At 38.3% G+C, this 16,864-nt stretch carries 25 protein-coding genes; 3 read left to right on the top strand and 22 right to left on the bottom strand.

Annotation, left to right across the window (positions count from 1 at the left end; translation table 11 throughout):
* Positions 1 to 114: 114 nt before the first annotated feature.
* From rpsN to R2R71_RS10930, 17 genes are all read right to left on the bottom strand, one after another.
* Entirely contained in the window at positions 115 to 384 is a 270-nt protein-coding gene (gene rpsN, locus R2R71_RS10850; protein WP_039475193.1) for a 30S ribosomal protein S14, read from the bottom strand.
* Positions 384 to 950 (bottom strand): 50S ribosomal protein L5, encoded by a 567-nt coding sequence (gene rplE / locus R2R71_RS10855; RefSeq protein WP_316831293.1) that lies wholly within the window; start codon positions 948 to 950, stop codon positions 384 to 386. Before rplE ends, rpsN begins: the two co-directional genes overlap by 1 nt.
* Positions 950 to 1,288: a 50S ribosomal protein L24 gene (gene rplX / locus R2R71_RS10860; protein WP_124561703.1), complete on the bottom strand. Its 339-nt coding sequence runs from the start codon at positions 1,286 to 1,288 to the stop codon at positions 950 to 952. Before rplX ends, rplE begins: the two co-directional genes overlap by 1 nt.
* A 1-nt stretch (position 1,289) precedes the next feature.
* Entirely contained in the window at positions 1,290 to 1,658 is a 369-nt protein-coding gene (gene rplN / locus R2R71_RS10865) for a 50S ribosomal protein L14 (protein ID WP_008244575.1), read from the bottom strand.
* Between the two features lies 1 nt (position 1,659).
* Positions 1,660 to 1,914, bottom strand: a complete 255-nt coding sequence (gene rpsQ / locus R2R71_RS10870; RefSeq protein WP_010599901.1) for a 30S ribosomal protein S17 — start codon at positions 1,912 to 1,914, stop codon at positions 1,660 to 1,662.
* A gap of 13 nt (positions 1,915 to 1,927) precedes the next feature.
* On the bottom strand, positions 1,928 to 2,140 hold the full coding sequence (gene rpmC / locus R2R71_RS10875; RefSeq protein WP_039475207.1) for a 50S ribosomal protein L29: 213 nt from the start codon (positions 2,138 to 2,140) through the stop codon (positions 1,928 to 1,930).
* Positions 2,141 to 2,212: 72 nt separating this feature from the next.
* Positions 2,213 to 2,635, bottom strand: coding sequence for a 50S ribosomal protein L16 (rplP, locus tag R2R71_RS10880; protein WP_010599903.1), 423 nt, complete (start codon positions 2,633 to 2,635; stop codon positions 2,213 to 2,215).
* A 40-nt stretch (positions 2,636 to 2,675) separates the two neighbouring features.
* Positions 2,676 to 3,509, bottom strand: coding sequence for a 30S ribosomal protein S3 (rpsC, locus tag R2R71_RS10885; protein ID WP_316831294.1), 834 nt, complete (start codon positions 3,507 to 3,509; stop codon positions 2,676 to 2,678).
* 7 nt (positions 3,510 to 3,516) lie between these two features.
* The gene (rplV, locus tag R2R71_RS10890) at positions 3,517 to 3,879 is read right to left on the bottom strand and encodes a 50S ribosomal protein L22 (protein ID WP_113951796.1); all 363 of its coding nucleotides are present in this window, start codon (positions 3,877 to 3,879) and stop codon (positions 3,517 to 3,519) included.
* A gap of 7 nt (positions 3,880 to 3,886) precedes the next feature.
* Positions 3,887 to 4,153: a 30S ribosomal protein S19 gene (gene rpsS / locus R2R71_RS10895; RefSeq protein ID WP_010599906.1), complete on the bottom strand. Its 267-nt coding sequence runs from the start codon at positions 4,151 to 4,153 to the stop codon at positions 3,887 to 3,889.
* Positions 4,153 to 4,977 (bottom strand): 50S ribosomal protein L2, encoded by an 825-nt coding sequence (gene rplB, locus R2R71_RS10900; protein ID WP_316831295.1) that lies wholly within the window; start codon positions 4,975 to 4,977, stop codon positions 4,153 to 4,155. Before rplB ends, rpsS begins: the two co-directional genes overlap by 1 nt.
* A 13-nt stretch (positions 4,978 to 4,990) precedes the next feature.
* Positions 4,991 to 5,281 carry a 50S ribosomal protein L23 gene (rplW, locus tag R2R71_RS10905; RefSeq protein WP_231459159.1) on the bottom strand — a complete coding sequence of 97 codons (291 nt, stop codon included), beginning with the start codon at positions 5,279 to 5,281 and terminating at the stop codon, positions 4,991 to 4,993.
* 1 nt (position 5,282) lies between these two features.
* Positions 5,283 to 5,912: a 50S ribosomal protein L4 gene (rplD, locus tag R2R71_RS10910; protein WP_316831296.1), complete on the bottom strand. Its 630-nt coding sequence runs from the start codon at positions 5,910 to 5,912 to the stop codon at positions 5,283 to 5,285.
* A 4-nt stretch (positions 5,913 to 5,916) separates the two neighbouring features.
* The gene (gene rplC, locus R2R71_RS10915; protein ID WP_290241746.1) at positions 5,917 to 6,534 is read right to left on the bottom strand and encodes a 50S ribosomal protein L3; all 618 of its coding nucleotides are present in this window, start codon (positions 6,532 to 6,534) and stop codon (positions 5,917 to 5,919) included.
* 171 nt (positions 6,535 to 6,705) lie between these two features.
* Positions 6,706 to 7,101, bottom strand: coding sequence for a DUF1634 domain-containing protein (locus R2R71_RS10920; RefSeq protein WP_316831297.1), 396 nt, complete (start codon positions 7,099 to 7,101; stop codon positions 6,706 to 6,708).
* Positions 7,101 to 7,934: a sulfite exporter TauE/SafE family protein gene (locus R2R71_RS10925; RefSeq protein ID WP_316831298.1), complete on the bottom strand. Its 834-nt coding sequence runs from the start codon at positions 7,932 to 7,934 to the stop codon at positions 7,101 to 7,103. The genes R2R71_RS10920 and R2R71_RS10925 overlap by 1 nt, the downstream gene beginning before the upstream one ends.
* A gap of 157 nt (positions 7,935 to 8,091) precedes the next feature.
* Positions 8,092 to 9,348, bottom strand: coding sequence for a prephenate dehydrogenase (locus R2R71_RS10930; RefSeq protein WP_316831299.1), 1,257 nt, complete (start codon positions 9,346 to 9,348; stop codon positions 8,092 to 8,094).
* Between the two features lie 84 nt (positions 9,349 to 9,432).
* Here R2R71_RS10930 and R2R71_RS10935 point away from each other — a divergent pair, with 84 nt between their 5' ends.
* Positions 9,433 to 10,044, top strand: a complete 612-nt coding sequence (locus R2R71_RS10935; RefSeq protein ID WP_316831300.1) for a hypothetical protein — start codon at positions 9,433 to 9,435, stop codon at positions 10,042 to 10,044.
* A gap of 55 nt (positions 10,045 to 10,099) precedes the next feature.
* On the opposite strand, the gene R2R71_RS10940 is transcribed toward R2R71_RS10935, so the two are convergent.
* The 4 genes from R2R71_RS10940 to R2R71_RS10955 form a co-directional block, all read right to left on the bottom strand.
* Positions 10,100 to 10,996: a PorP/SprF family type IX secretion system membrane protein gene (locus tag R2R71_RS10940; RefSeq protein ID WP_316831301.1), complete on the bottom strand. Its 897-nt coding sequence runs from the start codon at positions 10,994 to 10,996 to the stop codon at positions 10,100 to 10,102.
* A 5-nt stretch (positions 10,997 to 11,001) separates the two neighbouring features.
* Positions 11,002 to 11,520, bottom strand: coding sequence for a gliding motility-associated C-terminal domain-containing protein (locus R2R71_RS10945; protein ID WP_316831302.1), 519 nt, complete (start codon positions 11,518 to 11,520; stop codon positions 11,002 to 11,004).
* Positions 11,521 to 11,528: 8 nt separating this feature from the next.
* Positions 11,529 to 13,751, bottom strand: coding sequence for a hypothetical protein (locus tag R2R71_RS10950; protein ID WP_316831303.1), 2,223 nt, complete (start codon positions 13,749 to 13,751; stop codon positions 11,529 to 11,531).
* 255 nt (positions 13,752 to 14,006) lie between these two features.
* Positions 14,007 to 15,350 (bottom strand): deoxyguanosinetriphosphate triphosphohydrolase, encoded by a 1,344-nt coding sequence (locus R2R71_RS10955; protein WP_316831441.1) that lies wholly within the window; start codon positions 15,348 to 15,350, stop codon positions 14,007 to 14,009.
* 112 nt (positions 15,351 to 15,462) lie between these two features.
* Here R2R71_RS10955 and R2R71_RS10960 point away from each other — a divergent pair, with 112 nt between their 5' ends.
* On the top strand, positions 15,463 to 15,831 hold the full coding sequence (locus R2R71_RS10960; RefSeq protein ID WP_316831304.1) for a hypothetical protein: 369 nt from the start codon (positions 15,463 to 15,465) through the stop codon (positions 15,829 to 15,831).
* A 10-nt stretch (positions 15,832 to 15,841) separates the two neighbouring features.
* Positions 15,842 to 16,036 carry a YtxH domain-containing protein gene (locus R2R71_RS10965; protein ID WP_316831305.1) on the top strand — a complete coding sequence of 65 codons (195 nt, stop codon included), beginning with the start codon at positions 15,842 to 15,844 and terminating at the stop codon, positions 16,034 to 16,036.
* Positions 16,037 to 16,304: 268 nt separating this feature from the next.
* Here R2R71_RS10965 and R2R71_RS10970 read toward each other — a convergent pair whose 3' ends face one another.
* The gene (locus R2R71_RS10970; RefSeq protein ID WP_316831306.1) at positions 16,305 to 16,604 is read right to left on the bottom strand and encodes a hypothetical protein; all 300 of its coding nucleotides are present in this window, start codon (positions 16,602 to 16,604) and stop codon (positions 16,305 to 16,307) included.
* Positions 16,605 to 16,864: the final 260 nt, after the last annotated feature.

Below are 16,864 nucleotides of genomic sequence, written 5' to 3' on the forward strand. Positions count from 1 at the left end.
CCAGCTGTGGGACCTGCTACCGGTTAAAATTCTTTTTTAAGCGAAAAGCAAAAAGACTAAAGCCTAAAGCGGGTTTATTCGCTTTAGACTTTAAGCTTTCAGCTCTAAGCTATATTACCAAGATGCTTTTTTAACACCTGGTATTTTACCGTCTAGCGCCATTTCGCGGAACGTTACCCTTGAGATACCAAAGGTACGCATATAACCACGAGGACGGCCAGTTAATTTACAACGGTTGTGTAAACGTACCGGAGATGAGTTTTTAGGTAATTTATCTAAACCTTCGAAATCTCCTGCAGCTTTTAATGCTGCACGTTTTTCAGCGTATCTAGCTACCAATTTTTGGCGCTTAACTTCGCGTGCTTTTACACCTTCTTTTGCCATTATTCTGCTGTTTTTTGATTTTTAAATGGTAATCCGAATTGTTTCAATAACTCAAGCGCTTCAACGTCAGATTTTGCCGAAGTTACGAAAGTTATATCCATCCCTAAAATTTTATTGATTTTATCGATATTTATCTCAGGGAAGATGATTTGTTCAGTAACACCTAAAGTGTAGTTACCTTTACCATCAAAACCTTTATCGTTAATACCTTTGAAATCACGGATACGTGGCAAAGCAACAGAGATCAAACGATCTAAGAACTCATACATGTTGTTATCACGTAATGTTACGCGTACACCTACTGGCATACCTTTACGTAATTTAAAGTTAGAGATATCTTTCTTTGAATTAGCTGCAACCGCTTGCTGACCAGTAATGGTAGTCAACTCTACGATTGTAGTATCCATAATCTTTTTATCTGTTACAGAAAAACGACCAACACCCTGATTGATACAGATTTTTTCCAATTTAGGAACCTGCATTACAGTTTTGTACTGAAATTTCTCTTTTAATGCACTTACAACTTCTTCTTTGTACTTGCTTTTTAATCTTGGTGTAGTAGCCATTATTTAATCTCCTCTCCTGATATTTTAGCAACTCTAACGATTTTGCCATCAGCGTTAAGTTTACGACCCACGCGTGTAGCTTTACCAGATTTTGGATCAACCAACATCAAGTTAGAAATATGAAGAGCAGCCTCTTTTTTAATAATACCACCGTTAGGATTTGCAGCATTTGGTTTAGTATGTTTCGATACTAAGTTAATGCCTTCTACAATGGCTCTGTTTTTATCTGTTTGTACTGAAAGTACTTTTCCTTGTTGACCTTTTGAATCGCCAGCAATTACTTTAACTAAATCTCCAGTGCGGATTTTAAGTTTTGGTGTATTTACTTTGTTTCCCATTTTATAATACCTCCGGTGCTAATGACACAATTTTCATGAATTGTTTTTCACGTAGTTCTCTCGCAACCGGGCCAAAGATACGTGTACCTCTTGGCTCATCCTGTGCGTTCAATAATACAGCAGCATTATCGTCAAAACGGATATAAGAACCATCTTTACGACGGATTTCTTTTTTAGTTCTTACAACAACTGCTTTAGAAACTGTACCTTTTTTAATGTTACCCGAAGGTAAAGCGCTTTTTACGGTAACAACTATTTTATCACCAATTGAAGCATAACGTTTGCCGGTTCCACCTAGCACGCGAATTACTAATACTTCTTTTGCGCCGCTGTTATCAGCAACGTTTAATCTCGATTCCTGTTGTACCATCTTATTTAGCCCTTTCTAAAATTTGTACCAATCTCCAGTTCTTGTTTTTACTCAAAGGACGAGTTTCCATAATTAATACTGTATCACCGATACCGCATTCGTTTTTCTCGTCGTGAGCCATAAATTTGGTAGTTTTCTTTACGAACTTACCATAAATCGGGTGTTTCACTTTACGCTCCACGCTCACTACAACAGATTTATCCATCTTGTTGCTTACCACTAACCCGGTTCTTGTTTTTCTTAATTGTCTTTCCATGTCGACTCTCAAATTATTTGGTTTCAGTAGCTGACTCGCTGTTTTTCACTTTAGTCAACTGAGTGTTTAAACGGGCTATGTCTTTCCTTACTTTTGCAATACGCGAAGGATTTTCGATAGCTGAAATAGTGTGAGCGAACTTCAATTTTGATAAGTTCTCTTTTTCTTCCGCAATCTTAGCTACTAATTCTTCTTTTGAAAGCCCTGTGATTTCTGAATTTTTCATTTTTCTTTTCTTTTACGTTGAGTGTAGCGGTTATAATAAACAAGTATTTACAACATTCACCTCAACACTTTACTATGCTTCTACGTAATCCCTACGTACTACGAATTTGGTTTGGATTGGTAATTTCTGAGCTGCTAAACGTAATGCTTCTTTAGCTACTTCTAAAGGCACACCTTCAGCTTCGAAAATTACGCGTCCAGGTCTTACAACTGCTACCCAATACTCAGGAGCACCTTTACCTTTACCCATACGTACCTCAGCAGGTTTCTTAGTTACCGGTTTGTCAGGGAAAATTCTGATCCACACCTGTCCTTCACGTTTCATGAAACGTGTTACGGCGATACGGGCAGCCTCTATCTGGCGACTTGTAATCCAAGTTGCTTCTAAAGATTTGATACCGAAAGATCCGAATGCTAATTCAGCTCCACGAGAAGCTAAACCCTTCATTCTGCCTTTTTGCATCTTCCTGAACTTCGTTCTTTTTGGCTGTAACATTTTATTTTGTTCTAATCGTTAAACGATGTTAATAAATCAATTATTTACGAGGACCTCTGTTAGCGCCTGCGCCACCACCTCTGTTTGCACCACCTTGACCTGGGCGACCTTGGTTTCCACCACGTCTTTCACCACCGCCACGGTTATCTCTTCCACCACCTCTGTTATCTCTTCCGCCGAATGCTGGTTTCTCTGATTGGCCTTTTGGACCGTTGTTTGTCGAACCAATGTTTGGAGACAAATCACGTTTTCCATAAACCTCACCTTTACAGATCCAAACTTTAATACCTATTTTACCATAAGTTGTTAAAGCTTCAGCTAAAGCGTAGTCAATATCAGCACGTAATGTATGCAAAGGCACTCTTCCTTCTTTGTACTGCTCAGTACGTGCCATCTCAGCACCACCTAAACGACCAGAAGTCATGATTTTAATACCTTCAGCACCCATACGCATTGTTGATGCGATAGAAGATTTCATTGCTCTACGGAATGAGATCCTTGCTTCTAATTGTTTTGCAACACCTTCTGCAACTAATTGTGCATCAAGTTCTGGGCGTTTAATCTCGAAAATGTTAATTTGAATTTCCTTTTTAGTCAATTTCTTTAACTCTTCTTTGATTTTATCAACCTCAGCACCTGCTTTACCGATTACGATACCTGGGCGAGCTGTGTGGATAGTTACCGTGATACGTTTCAACGTACGCTCGATAACAACCTTTGCAACACCACCTTTAGCGATACGGGCAGAAAGGTATTTTCTTATTTTCTCATCTTCAACTAATTTATCGGAGTAGTTGTTGCCACCGAACCAGTTAGAATCCCATCCTTTGATAATTCCTAATCTGGCACCTATTGGATTTGCTTTTTGTCCCATTTCCTAATTAGTTTTGAGTTGTTTCTGTGTTTTTACTATCTACAATCAGCGTTACGTGGTTAGAACGTTTACGAATTCTATATCCACGGCCTTGAGGAGCTGGACGTAAGCGTTTTAACTGACGGCCACCATCAACCATAATTGTTTTAACAAAAAGTTGACTTTCTTCAGGGCGGGCACCTTCATTTTTAGCTTCCCAGTTTTTAATAGCAGATAATAATAATTTCTCAACTCTTATTGCTGCTTCTTTATTGGTAAACTTTAAAATGCTTAATGCTTTCTCTACACGTTCACCTCTGATAAGATCTACAACCAAACGCATCTTACGCGGTGAGGTTGGACAATTGTTTAATTTTGCTATTGCTTCCATTGTCTAATTATTTTTTCTTTTCAGCGTGTCCTCTGAATGTTCTGGTTGGAGCAAATTCTCCCAACTTGTGACCAACCATGTTTTCTGTAACGTACACTGGGATAAACTTGTTACCATTGTGTACTGCAAATGTATGATTAACGAAATCTGGTGAAATCATTGATCTGCGAGACCAAGTTTTGATTACAGACTTTTTGCCTGAATCATTCATAGAGTTTACTTTTTTCTCTACGTTATGGTCAATATAAGGTCCTTTTTTTATCGAACGAGCCATTATTTCTTCCTTCTCTCTATGATGTAACGATTAGAATATTTTTTAAGTTCTCTGGTTTTGTAGCCTTTAGCTAAAACGCCATTTCTTGAACGAGGGTGACCACCTGATGATCTACCTTCACCACCACCCATTGGGTGATCTACCGGGTTCATCGCTACTGGTCTTGTTCTCGGACGACGGCCTAACCAACGTTTACGACCAGCTTTACCTAATACTTCGTTTGCGTGATCTGAATTAGATACAGCACCGATAGTAGCAAGACAAGTAGTCAGGATTAAACGGGTTTCGCCTGAAGGCATTTTTAAAGTAGCATATTTACCATCGCGGGCAGCTAATTGTGCGTAAGCACCTGCACTACGAGCTAATTGTGCTCCTTTTCCAGGGTGAATCTCCACGTTGTGGATGATAGAACCTAATGGAATGTTCGATAATTTTAAAGTGTTACCTACTTCTGGTGCTGCAGTATCGCCCGATAATAATACCGAACCAACTTGCAATCCTTCAGGAGCAATGATATAACGCTTCTCGCCATCAGCATAGTTTAATAATGCGATGCGGGCAGTACGGTTTGGATCGTACTCAACAGTAGCTACTGTTGCAGGAATATCGAATTTATCGCGTTTGAAGTCGATTAAACGATACGATTTTTTATGACCACCACCGATGTAGCGCATAGTCATTTTACCTGTATTGTTACGTCCACCAGACTTTTTTGATGATACAACCAATGATTTTTCGGGCTTGGTTGCTGTAATCTCCGTAAAGCTGGCACCAACTCTAAAGCGGGTACCCGGAGTAACTGGTTTAAATTTTCTTAAGCCCATAGTTATAATTAAATTAAAGATTTGCGTAATAATCTATTGTTTCACCGTCTTTTAACGTTACAATTGCTTTTTTGTATTTCGGGCTACGGCCTGAAACAAAACCTGCTTTAGTATAACGAGATTTAGCTTTACCATCTACAACCATAGTGTTGATTGCTACGATAGTTACACCATAAAGTTTCTCAATTGCAGATTTAATCTGTAATTTATTTGCTTTATGATTAACGCTAAACGTGAAAACGTTTAATTTTTCAGTTAAACCTGAAGCTTTTTCGGTTAATATTGGTTTTTTTAAAATTTCCATATTACTTGGCAAATGCCTCCTCCAAAGTTTTTACAGAATTTGCAGTTAAAACTAAAACACCAGCGTTTAATACATCATAAGTATTTAAATCAGCTGCAGTAATTACTTTAGTTTTCTCAACATTTCTGCTTGATAAATAGATATTATTATTTTGTGAAGGTAAAACCAACAAAGTTTTTTGAGTACCTACGTTTAACGCAGCCAATAAACTTGTATAGTTTTTAGTTTTAATTGTATCAAAGTTGAAATCTTCTAAAACTACCACGTTGTTATCTTTTGCTTTATAAGCTAAAGCAGATTTACGTGCTAATGATTTTAATTTCTTGTTCAATTTAAAACTGTAATCACGTGGTTGAGGACCGAAAACACGACCACCACCGTTAAATAACGGAGATTTAATGCTACCAGCACGTGCACCACCTGTACCTTTTTGTTTGTATAGTTTACGGGTAGAACCTGCAATCTCATTACGTTGTTTAGATTTGTGAGTACCTTGACGTTGGTTAGCCAAATACTGTTTAACATCTAAATAAATCGCGTGGTCGTTAGGCTCGATACCAAATACCGATTCAGGAAGTTGCACCTTGGCACCTGTTTCTTTACCTGAAATGTTTAATACTTTAACTTCCATCTGATTACTTATCTAAGATTACGTAAGAACCTTTAGCTCCTGGAATGGAACCACTAACTACTAATAAGTTTTGCTCAGCATAAACTTTCAAAACCTGTAAGTTTTGAACTTTTACTCTGTCTCCACCTGTTCTTCCTGCCATGCGCATTCCTTTGAATACACGTGATGGGAATGATGACGCTCCCAATGAACCTGGGGCACGTAAACGGTTATGCTGACCGTGAGTCTGCATACCAACACCGGCAAATCCGTGGCGTTTTACAACACCTTGAAAACCTTTACCTTTTGAGGTACCTACAACATCAACAAAATCGCCTTCTGCGAATGCATCAACAGTTACCACATCACCTAAATTAAGTTCAGTTGTAAATGAGTTGAATTCTACCAGCTTGCGTTTCGGAGTTGTGTTTGCTTTCGCGAAATGGCCTTTTAACGGTTGAGTTGTGTTTTTCTCTTTTTTCTCATCATATCCTAACTGAATAGATGAATACCCGTCCTTTTCTTCGGTCTTCACTTGTGTAACTACACAAGGCCCAGCCTCGATTACAGTACATGGAATATTCTTTCCGTCTGCATCGAAGATACTGGTCATTCCTACTTTTTTTCCAATAATTCCTGACATTTTATCTTTTAATTTAACACCCATCGAAGCAGTAGGGCTTCGTTCAAGGTGGTTGTACATCCCCCGAAAGGGACGGCAAAGATAGACAAGAATTATTAATTTTCAAATAGTTAGCGAAATATTTTTTCAAATAAATTGCTGATATGATGGCCTTTAACCTGAAAAGATATGTTAGTGTGCTAAACCACCGTTTAAACTGATGGTAATGATGGCCAATATGATGAATCCGATAAGCACATAAAGGTAATCGCGTTCGATTAAAAAGCTAAAGATAGCAAAAACAATACGGGCAATAGGTGTAAAGATTAACATCAGTATCCCAAACTGAACAATAGCATCGCCCTGAAATGTTGCAACACCTTTGAAAATTGAAATTACCGACGAAAACTTAGAAAGTTCGGGCTTAAAGACTTTATAATCAGTTATAGCACCCTTGTTATGAACAAGAAAAATAATCCCCCCTATTAAAACAATACTCATTGAAATAATTACACCAGCACGCAACAGCGTACCCAGAATTACCTGAATATCTTTGTCATTTAAATTTTCTTTGTCAGCTTTTCTCATTACAATGCGCTTATTCCTTTATAAATCATTTGCAAAGCCAGAAAAGTAACCACTATTGCAAATACAATTTTAAGTTTATCTGTTTTGGTTTTCAGCAGAATTTTGGAGCCTAATGATGCACCCGTTAAAACACCAATACAAACCGGCATGGCGATACCCGGATCGATCTGCCCGCGGTGGAGGTAAACTACTGCACTTGCTGCTGCTGTAACCCCCATCATAAAATTACTTGTTGTTGTAGATACTTTAAACGGTAAACGCATAATATTATCCATCGCAATTACTTTTAAAGCTCCGCTTCCTATACCCAGTAAACCTGAAAGCGTACCGGCAAAAAGCATCATTAAAAAACCTCCCGGCACATGCTTCACGGCATATTTATGCTCTGTACCTTTATCAGGATAGCTCCCGTTTAATTTAAAAAAACTGGCCCATTTATCAGAATCGTCTAAAGTAGAATGATCAACCTTTTTCTTCAACGTCATAATGGCCGAGAAAATTAAAATACAACCAAATATGATGGCAATGTAGTTCGCATTAAGGTATACAGCGATTATGGCACCACAAATGGCCCCAACTGTAGTTGCGATTTCCAGAAACATACCTATACGGATATTTGTGATGCCTTCTTTAACATAAGCAGCCGCCGAACCGGAAGATGTTGCAATAACCGAAACGATTGATGCACCTATGGCATAATGAATATCGACTCCTAATGCTAAGGTTAAAAGCGGAATAATAATTACGCCTCCACCTAAACCGGTAAGCGAGCCCAATAAACCGGCTAAAAAAGCGCCTACTAAAACAATTATCGTGAATAATATGACCGACATGCGGCAAATATAAGATACACTTTTTGCCTAAACGAAAGATTAAAGCAATAAAATAAAGTCTATATATTATATGGACGATAGGTTTATACTTTAAAATGAACTAATTTTGAATCCTTGAATCCAGTTAATATCTAATTCAAAATAATTCATTTTTACCCTACTTCCCTAGCCGCTTAATCATCTCAGCGCTTAGGTCTCTTCCATCATTTAATCTGTTGGCAAAAAATGATTTTGCAGCTTCAAAATGTTCTTTATACCCTTTCAAATCGCCATAACCGATTATTGATGCCCATTCGTGCACCGCGGTGTGAAACTCTAAATCATCACCACGAATAGATTTATCATACAACGCGGTTTGAATAGATTCTTCGAGCATTGCATCATTTTTGAAAAGGTATTCAGCGATACCTAAGCGTAATTTAAAAGGCGGTGTTTGACAAATTAAGTTATCATAAGGATTCACCCCCATTTTATACCAGGCATAAACCATGCTTAATAAACTTAAATGCGAATTAGGTTTCTGCTTGTGGCTGGCATCTGATAAACTGAATTCCTTCATAATATTATCATCAAGAAGAAGCAGTTTACGGCTTTCATGAAATACGAAATCTCTGGCTGCATAAATTTTAGCCCTGAAAGCCGCTTCATTTTCACAGATCATCAGCTTAAATAACTCCGACTCTGCCTGGGCGTAATATTTCACCTGTTTTTGGGCGTAGGGATTCAGAATGGCCAGACCTGCATAAATATGCGATTTGTAGCTAAAAATCCGGAGTGTGGTCAGAATTTTAACATTATCAATACCGCCTGAATAAGAAGGATTATCCCAGGGAAAAAAGCCTGCGTTTTTCCAGGCAGAGCCCATGCTTTCGAAACCCATGTGCGTAACCGCCTGTGTATCGGCCACAATACGGTCGTGCTCATGAAAATCACTCATCTCGATGATATTCGATTTTAAAGATTGGTATACTTCAAGTGCCCTGGCATAAACCTCATCTGTTGCCCGATGCCGTACAACGACTAAAGTTTGCCCTTCAGGGCTAAACGCCGGACCATGCAAGGAGTGACAGGTTACAATTTGTGTTTCCTTTGGAAGGTATTTTTCGAAGGCAGCAATTTCAGGATGTTTAACTGAAGTTTGACCGGCCACAATTGCACCATACTTTGTAGATAAAGCAAATGTAGCCACCACCTCTTCTATCTTTTCTGCTTCTACACAATAAATAATGAAATCTGATTTACGGGAAACTTCGTGGCCATCATTTAGCACCTCGATTCCATCAGGTTCGAGTGCTGTTTTTAAATCATTAAAACGTAAAGGCATATCTGCACCACAAACTTTGTAGCCTGCTTTTGCAAATGACAGTGCATATAATTTGCCCATATCACCTAATCCAATAATTCCTATTTGCATGAAACAAAAGTAATCTATCCGAAATTAATTTATAATAAATTGTATAAAAATGTAGTTTTACATTTTAACATTTACTTTTAAACTATGCAGAAATTTAAACACATCATCTACTGTTTAGGGGCGTTAATACTTTTAAACGTCGCATTTGCTCATGCACAGCAAGACACTTCAAAAAATACCGACCCATCTTTAAACGGGCAGTATCAATTCATGTTAAAAAAATCTAAGAGCCTTTATGGTGCACGCTTAATTAACCCATCGAGATTATCGGGTGTATGGAAAAGCGTAAACGACACATTGCGTAAAGAGCGTAAACAATTACAGGAGGCTAAACAACAAATTAAAGCCCAGGCGGAAAATATTGCCAGCTTGAAAGGAGAAGTAACCGGAAAGGAAAGCTCGCTCGCCAGCGCAACAGCTTCAGTAAATGAAATTAACTTTTTAGGGATATCTTTTAATAAAGGCACCTATAATACAATTGTTTGGGCTATTATAATTGTACTGGCGGCGGCATTGGCCATTGTAATTTTACAAACTGGTAAGTTTAGGAAAGAAGCAACTTACCGAACACAATTATACCAGGAGGTTGCCGATGAGTTCCAGACACACAAGGTGAAAGCTAAGGACAAGGAAATGAAGCTTGCCCGCGAACTTCAGGACGAGCGCAACAAGTGGGACGAAGCCGGGAGGCGATAACATAGAATAAGAAAGCCAGTTAATTTTTTAACTGGCTTTCTTATTTATACAGCGATTAAAACTTTTTAAAGCTGTAGCGTAAACCAATTTCAAATTCACCATTGCTGTAGTTCTGCAATGCCGATGTATTGGATGTATACTGTAAAAGCAATCCCAGGGTCTTCTTGTAGTTTGCGCCAAAACCAAGCGTGACGCTGTTTGTTGAATGGTAAATAGCACTTGCCATCAGTTTCTGTTGTAAGAAACCCAGATTGGCACCAACATCAAGAATACCTTTATAGTTTTCTACTCCCCTAAAAACTACTTTAGGTTCAACAATATTCAAAGTCTCGCCCTTTAAAGGAATTTTATAAGATACGGCTGCGAAATAAATTGAGCGGTCGACCACATTCCTGATCTCATCCCGTTTAAGAAATCTTTTAAGATTAGGAAGTGTTGCCTGAACGGTAAGTTTTTTATTTCTGTAGGCAATTCCAAAATCGCCATCGAGGTAAACTTTTCTATCACTGAAATTCCCCAGAACATCATCACCCAAGTCACCTACAGCTTTCCCCAAATCAATCCATTCATTCATTAATCCGGCAGATAATCCAAAATCGACAAAGCTTGAATCGTTATTGAGTTTAAGGTGATAAGCGTAGGTAAAAGTTGCACGTGTACGGTTAATTAAACCTGCACTTTCATTATACACAAGCAAGCCTAAGCCAACTTTTTTATTTTTTGTTGGTAAGTCGGCTGTAATGTATTGAATTCTCGGAGAGCCTTTTATACTTGTCCATTGTGCTTTAAAAGCACCATTTAGGTTAATCATTGTATCGATACCAGCCAAAGATGGATTAGCCAGGTATTGATTTTGATAATATATGCTACCCATAGGGTTAAGCTGGCTGTATGCTGCTGGCGCAGCAAATAAGAATAACAGCCCGATGATATATATTTTTAATTTTTTCAAAGCCGTTATTTTTTATAAAGTATAGAGATGAAACCTTTAGCTGTGCCGGCAGCATCAACATCTATTACATAATAATAGGTATCTTCTGCCAGCGGTTTTCCGTTGTAATAGCCATCCCAGTTATTCTGATAATTAGATGCACTGTAAACCACCCTGCCAGCCCTATCAAAAATTGTTATTTTATTTGACAGGTATTTCTCCAATCCTTTCACCACAAAGAAATCATTCTTTCCATCGCCATTAGGCGTAAGAAAATTGTTGGCGATAATTAAGTCGGCAGCATTTTGCGATATAATTATTGGCTGCAAAAAACCCTGAGTTAAGCTGGTGCTGTTTACCTGGAAAGTTTGAACAAGCACCATTTCGCCGATGGCAAAATCATAAAATTCATTATTTATTTTACCATAGCCACTAGCTGTATTAATTACCGAAGGTAAATTTGCAGCAGGCGTAGTTTGGGCATTTGATTTCAAACCAACCCCCAGCAACACTATGCAACAGCAAATTAAGTAAATCCTGTTCATAGCTGCTATTATTGAGAAATTTTCACCCAATCCGTACCATCGCTTTGAATGGTAATTACCTGGTTTACTGCAGGAGCTGTAATACCAGTTCCGTCAGGATTAACCACAGGGGTTACAAACGTTAAACCGCTTCCGTTTATAATAATATAAACCCTTCCTTTTGCTGCCGAAGCAGATGGTAAAGTAATTGCGGTTGAGCCTGCGCTTAAAAGCCTCACCGTATGATGCGTTTCATCAAGCGTTAAGCTACCGCCAGCTGTATGCCTTAAAATACTTGTTGAAAGTGAACCGTTAACATTTAAAGTGCTTGCTGTTGCCGGCGCCATCGCTGTTGTTGTATTTGCAGTAGTATTATTAAGCGTTAAATTACCACCATTTGTACTCATTGTTGCCGACACTAAAGGGAACGTTGTATTAGTATTTGCAATGACCAGGGTGTTATTCGAGGTTGTTAATGTACTTCCGGCGTTGCTACCAATAAAAATATTTCCTGAACCTATTGTATTTGCCGCACCAGCATATTGCCCAATAGTGGTGTTATTATTACCTGTGTTAGCAGCTAAAGCATTACTACCAACGCCCGTATTTCCATTTCCCGTTAGGTTCGAAAATAAAGCATGTGTACCTACCGCAATATTATCAGCACCGGAAATATTTACCGCCAAAGCCTGTGATCCGAAAGCACTGTTGTTATAACCACTCATATTCCTTTGCATGGTAAAGTATCCGAAGGCACTGTTCTCATAACCCGAATTATTTAATGAAAGTACCTCTTTACCAAATGCACTGTTATAATAACCGGTTACATTGCTTATAATAGTTTTATAACCGTAAGAAATATTTAAATCTGCTGAAGTACCCAGGCGACCAGACCGCTGGCCATTAACAAGGAAGTTTATGGCTACATCATCGGTATTACCGAGCAGGTTTGTTGAAAAATCTACTCCTCCAGAATTTCCTCTTAATGCCCAACCAGTAGAATTTGTGAATGCTGACCTTGAAATTAATTCAGGTACACCAGTTGTGGCATTAGTGATATAAACCTTATTTGCATCGGTTACGCCAGCAGTAGTTAGTTTAGCTACCGACACAGATGCATCAGCAATTTGTAATGTACCTACAGCCGCATCAGCAATATTAATAGTTTTAACTTCTTTATTTCCAATTTTAACTGACGTTACGGCAGCATCGGCAAGCTTAGCCGTGGTAACAGCCCCATCAGCTAGCTTTGGAGTAGTTACCGCACCATCGGCCAGTTTAACTGTTGTTACGGCACCATTGTTAATGTTTACAACAACATCCTTTAATAAAGCGGTTGCACCATTTGAGTCTACACTTAAATCTGTTGAAGATAAGGCTTTACCTCCTGCAATGTTGGTTACATCTAGTGTAACTGGCTTCCATTGTGTACCATCGAATAATAAAACCTGGTTATTTCCCGGGGCAGTTGCTGTAAGCGTTTTCCCCTGCAAACTGGCAATTGTTGGATTAGGATAATTACCGGTAAGATCTCCGCCTGCTACGCCGGTAGATGGACCTACCGGGCCTTGAATTCCTTGTGCACCTGTTGCTCCAGTTGGTCCCGCCGGACCAGTTGCGCCTGTAGCACCTGTCGCTCCCGTGGCACCAGTTAATCCTGTAGCACCGGTTGGACCTACAGGACCTGTTAAACCAATTGCACCCTGCGCACCCGTGGCACCTGTTGCGCCTGTTGCACCTGCGGCACCCGTTGCACCAGTAGGTCCGGCTGGGCCAGTAGCACCTGTTGCGCCTGTGGCCCCGGTAGCACCTGTTGCACCGGTATCGCCTTTTGCGCCTGTAGGCCCATTAGCAGAATATAGTGCATAAGGTACACTTAAAAGCTGAGCTGTTCCGGCGACACTAAAATTTGTGCCGTTATCAGGATCTACTTCTACCTTAATAAATTTTAAACTTGTTCCCCAGGTTACACCAGCAATAGTACCTGTAACCGATGTGGCACCCGTACTGCCAATTACAACACTATACAAGCCAAATGCATTGGTTACAACATTTCTAACTTCTGAATATTGTGCTGCTCCACTTGCAGATGCATCAAGAATACTTATTCTCAATGAGATGTTTTTATTAGCTAGTGGTGTTCCGTTGGTATTGCGGGCTGCGCCCTGATAATTGAACTGTTGTGGCGCCTGAGCCTGTACAGCAAAGGCCATGCTTAACAAAAGCATGGCAACGAGTAACGTTTTTTTCATTTAATAGCGTATGATCTTTTTTAGTCAGTACCTGCAAAAAATTGCACGGCACAACTCTCAAATCTAATAATTAGTATATGTGTAGACAGGCTGTTTACACGAAATGCTTATTTCGCTACATTAAAAATGGATTAGAATACGTAAAAACACATTTTTTGAAACTGTTTTTTTACACAAAAGCCAATTTTCTTGATATAAATCAAACTAATTAAAGCCAGATAGGATAATATTTTTACAACCCATGGTTGTTTAACCCTAGGTTTCAGAAGGAAATGAGATACCTTTTATGTTTCTGTACAAATCAACTGCATATAAATCTGTCATTCCCGACACAAAATCAAGCACGCTTTGAGTTCGCGAGTAGATATCTGGTAAATCGGTATGGTATTGCTTCGGTATTAGTTTAACCAGTTTTTTATAATAATGTGTATCGTTATGAATTAATGCGGGTACAAACTCTTCTAAAAGCCCGGCCATAATTTTATAACCGGCAACTTCTTTTTGTATTACCGACGAGAAATTATAAATCCTTTCTACAGAAACTTTTTCAATTGCTTTCCAGGCCGAAAAATAAGGTTCAGGAATCAAGTCTGTTAAACTCTTATTTAATTCACCATTCAACAATTGTTCCTGTTCGCGATAGAAAATATCGGCACATACCACTGTTAAAGTATTAATAGCTTTTGCTCTCAAAAGACCAATTTTCGCATCGTCGTCTTCATAATCGTTCTTCAACCTATCTTCAATCGTTTTCGAATTGGCAAAAGGCAACAAATAGTTTTTCACCTCTTCATAAGAAAGAATCTTTAAACGATGGGCATCTTCTAAATCGATAATGCTGTAACAAATATCATCTGCTGCTTCTACCAGGTAGACTAAAGGATGGCGCTTATAAATCAAATGCTCGTTCTCCTCTTGTTTTAAGCCTAATTCAACAGCAATTTTTTTAAAGCTCTCTTCTTCGGATTGGAAAAAACCATATTTTTTCCGGTGCAACAAACCTTTTTGTTTCCCGGCAATAGAGGCACAAGGATACTTGGCTATAGAAGCCAGTGTAGAATAAGTTAAAGCGTATGCATCGTTACCTTTTCCTTTAAGCGGGTGAGTAAGGATACGGATTGCATTGGCGTTACCTTCAAAGTTAATCAAGTCGTGCCATTGTTTATCGTTCATTTCTTTCTGGTAAACCTTTCCATCACCATCGGTAAAATACCTGGAAATGGCTGCTTCGCCAGAATGACCAAAGGCAGGATTGCCCAAATCGTGTGCTAAAGCTGCTGCTGCAACTATATTCCCAACCTCATTAATTAGTGGAACATCTTTTATTAACTGTGGGTTTTTATCTTCAATTGTATTCAGGAAAATGTTAGCCATAGACCGTGCTACACTGGCAACTTCTAAACTATGGGTTAATCTGTTATGCACAAAAACACTTCCCGGCAAAGGGAATACTTGCGTTTTGTTTTGTAAACGCCTGAAAGGTGAGGAAAAAATCAATCGGTCGTAATCACGTTGAAAATCAGAACGTGCCCTATCCGAATTAGCACCATACTGTTCCTGACCAAAACGTTTATTCGATAATAATTTTTTCCACTCCATTAATTTCATTGCTTTTAATTGGTAGCGAAGTTAATCAAAAGAGAAAAATCAAGGCGAATATTTATCATAAAAGAGAAAAACCATTTTTTACCACAGGTGTTTTAATATAGTTATGAAAACAAGCATATATAATAAAGAAGAACACCTGGAAGGCTATGTAGGCTCAGGAGAAGCACCAGCTGAAAAATCGGATGTTCAGAAAGCATATGAAAAAGGGAACGACTCAAATAGTGTTAACACTTTTGGGAAAGAGCCCGATATAACAATAAAGGGCAATACGAGTGCACGCGATGGATTGGATAATACGGGTACGCAGGCAAAAGATTCTTTGAGTGATGATGCCTACAACAGTAACGACAAGCACCCAACAATTGAAAGTGCTGAAAGCCACACAGGAAGTTCATCAAAAGATTTTGAAACTAAACCTAGTGGTAAAATACAACAGCGTGACGAAGATGATGTTTTAAATACCGGAATTTAAAAAACGAAATATGAGTTTATTAAAATATGTAGTACTTGGCGCTGCAGCAGTTTATGGGTACAAATACGCAACCAGAAAAAGAGAAACAGATGGTAAATCGATACTGGATGATCTCAAGGAACAGGCACCGGACTATCTGGACAGAGCGAAGAAATTCGGTGAAAGGGTTAAGCAAGATTTTAAACAGACAAGTGACTTATATTAAGGTGTTTGTAACAAAAATAACACTTAAAAAATTGACTTATGTCAACTGATACTTATTGAAAAAAACAGTTGTATAATGCTTTTTATCGAATTTTGTTAGGTTAGAATTCGCAACAATAATAATATAACAATTCTTCAAACTAAACATTAGGAGCCGTGAAAATGGTTTATAATGATATTAAGTTGTTGAATTCTAAATTAACAGCTCACCTACCGTGAAAAATTATTTTGAATACACAGGGTTTACTTACCATATTCCCTGTGTATTATTATGATTTACCTCCTATACCTTTTTCTTTACTGGCCGACCCTTGAGATAAATCCTCCTTCGACAAGTTAATATTTTTTAATTCGGGAGATGAATTTATTGCTTCATGATTGGTAATGCTTTTTAAATGGTCGATATGCGCCTCGTCCGGTTCATCTTTACGCTTAAATGCAGAAGCATCAGGGCTATGCCCGTAGGTATCATTATCCAGTTCTGTGGTTTTGATTTTACCATCATCACCAGACTCTTTTTTCTCTTCCTCACCTCGATTTTGGCTGTCAAAATTATTACTTAAACTCATATTCTTTTTTTTAATGATAGATACTTAGATAACACTATCAAATAGAAAAAGTTTAATATCATTTTAGGCACTTTAAATAATGATCATGGTACACACGATTAGGGGCATTCAAAAATTTATTGTATATTTATTCATTATCTAAAAGAATCAAAATTTCCATCCTAAGCCTAAATAACTTAAGTTTTATTTTTTAAGGGTTATCAGCTATGTGGTATATAAAAACGTTTGAGAATCATCAACAATACGTATTTATACCGCAA

This window comes from Pedobacter aquatilis (assembly GCF_032678405.1).
Classification (GTDB): domain Bacteria; phylum Bacteroidota; class Bacteroidia; order Sphingobacteriales; family Sphingobacteriaceae; genus Pedobacter; species Pedobacter aquatilis_A.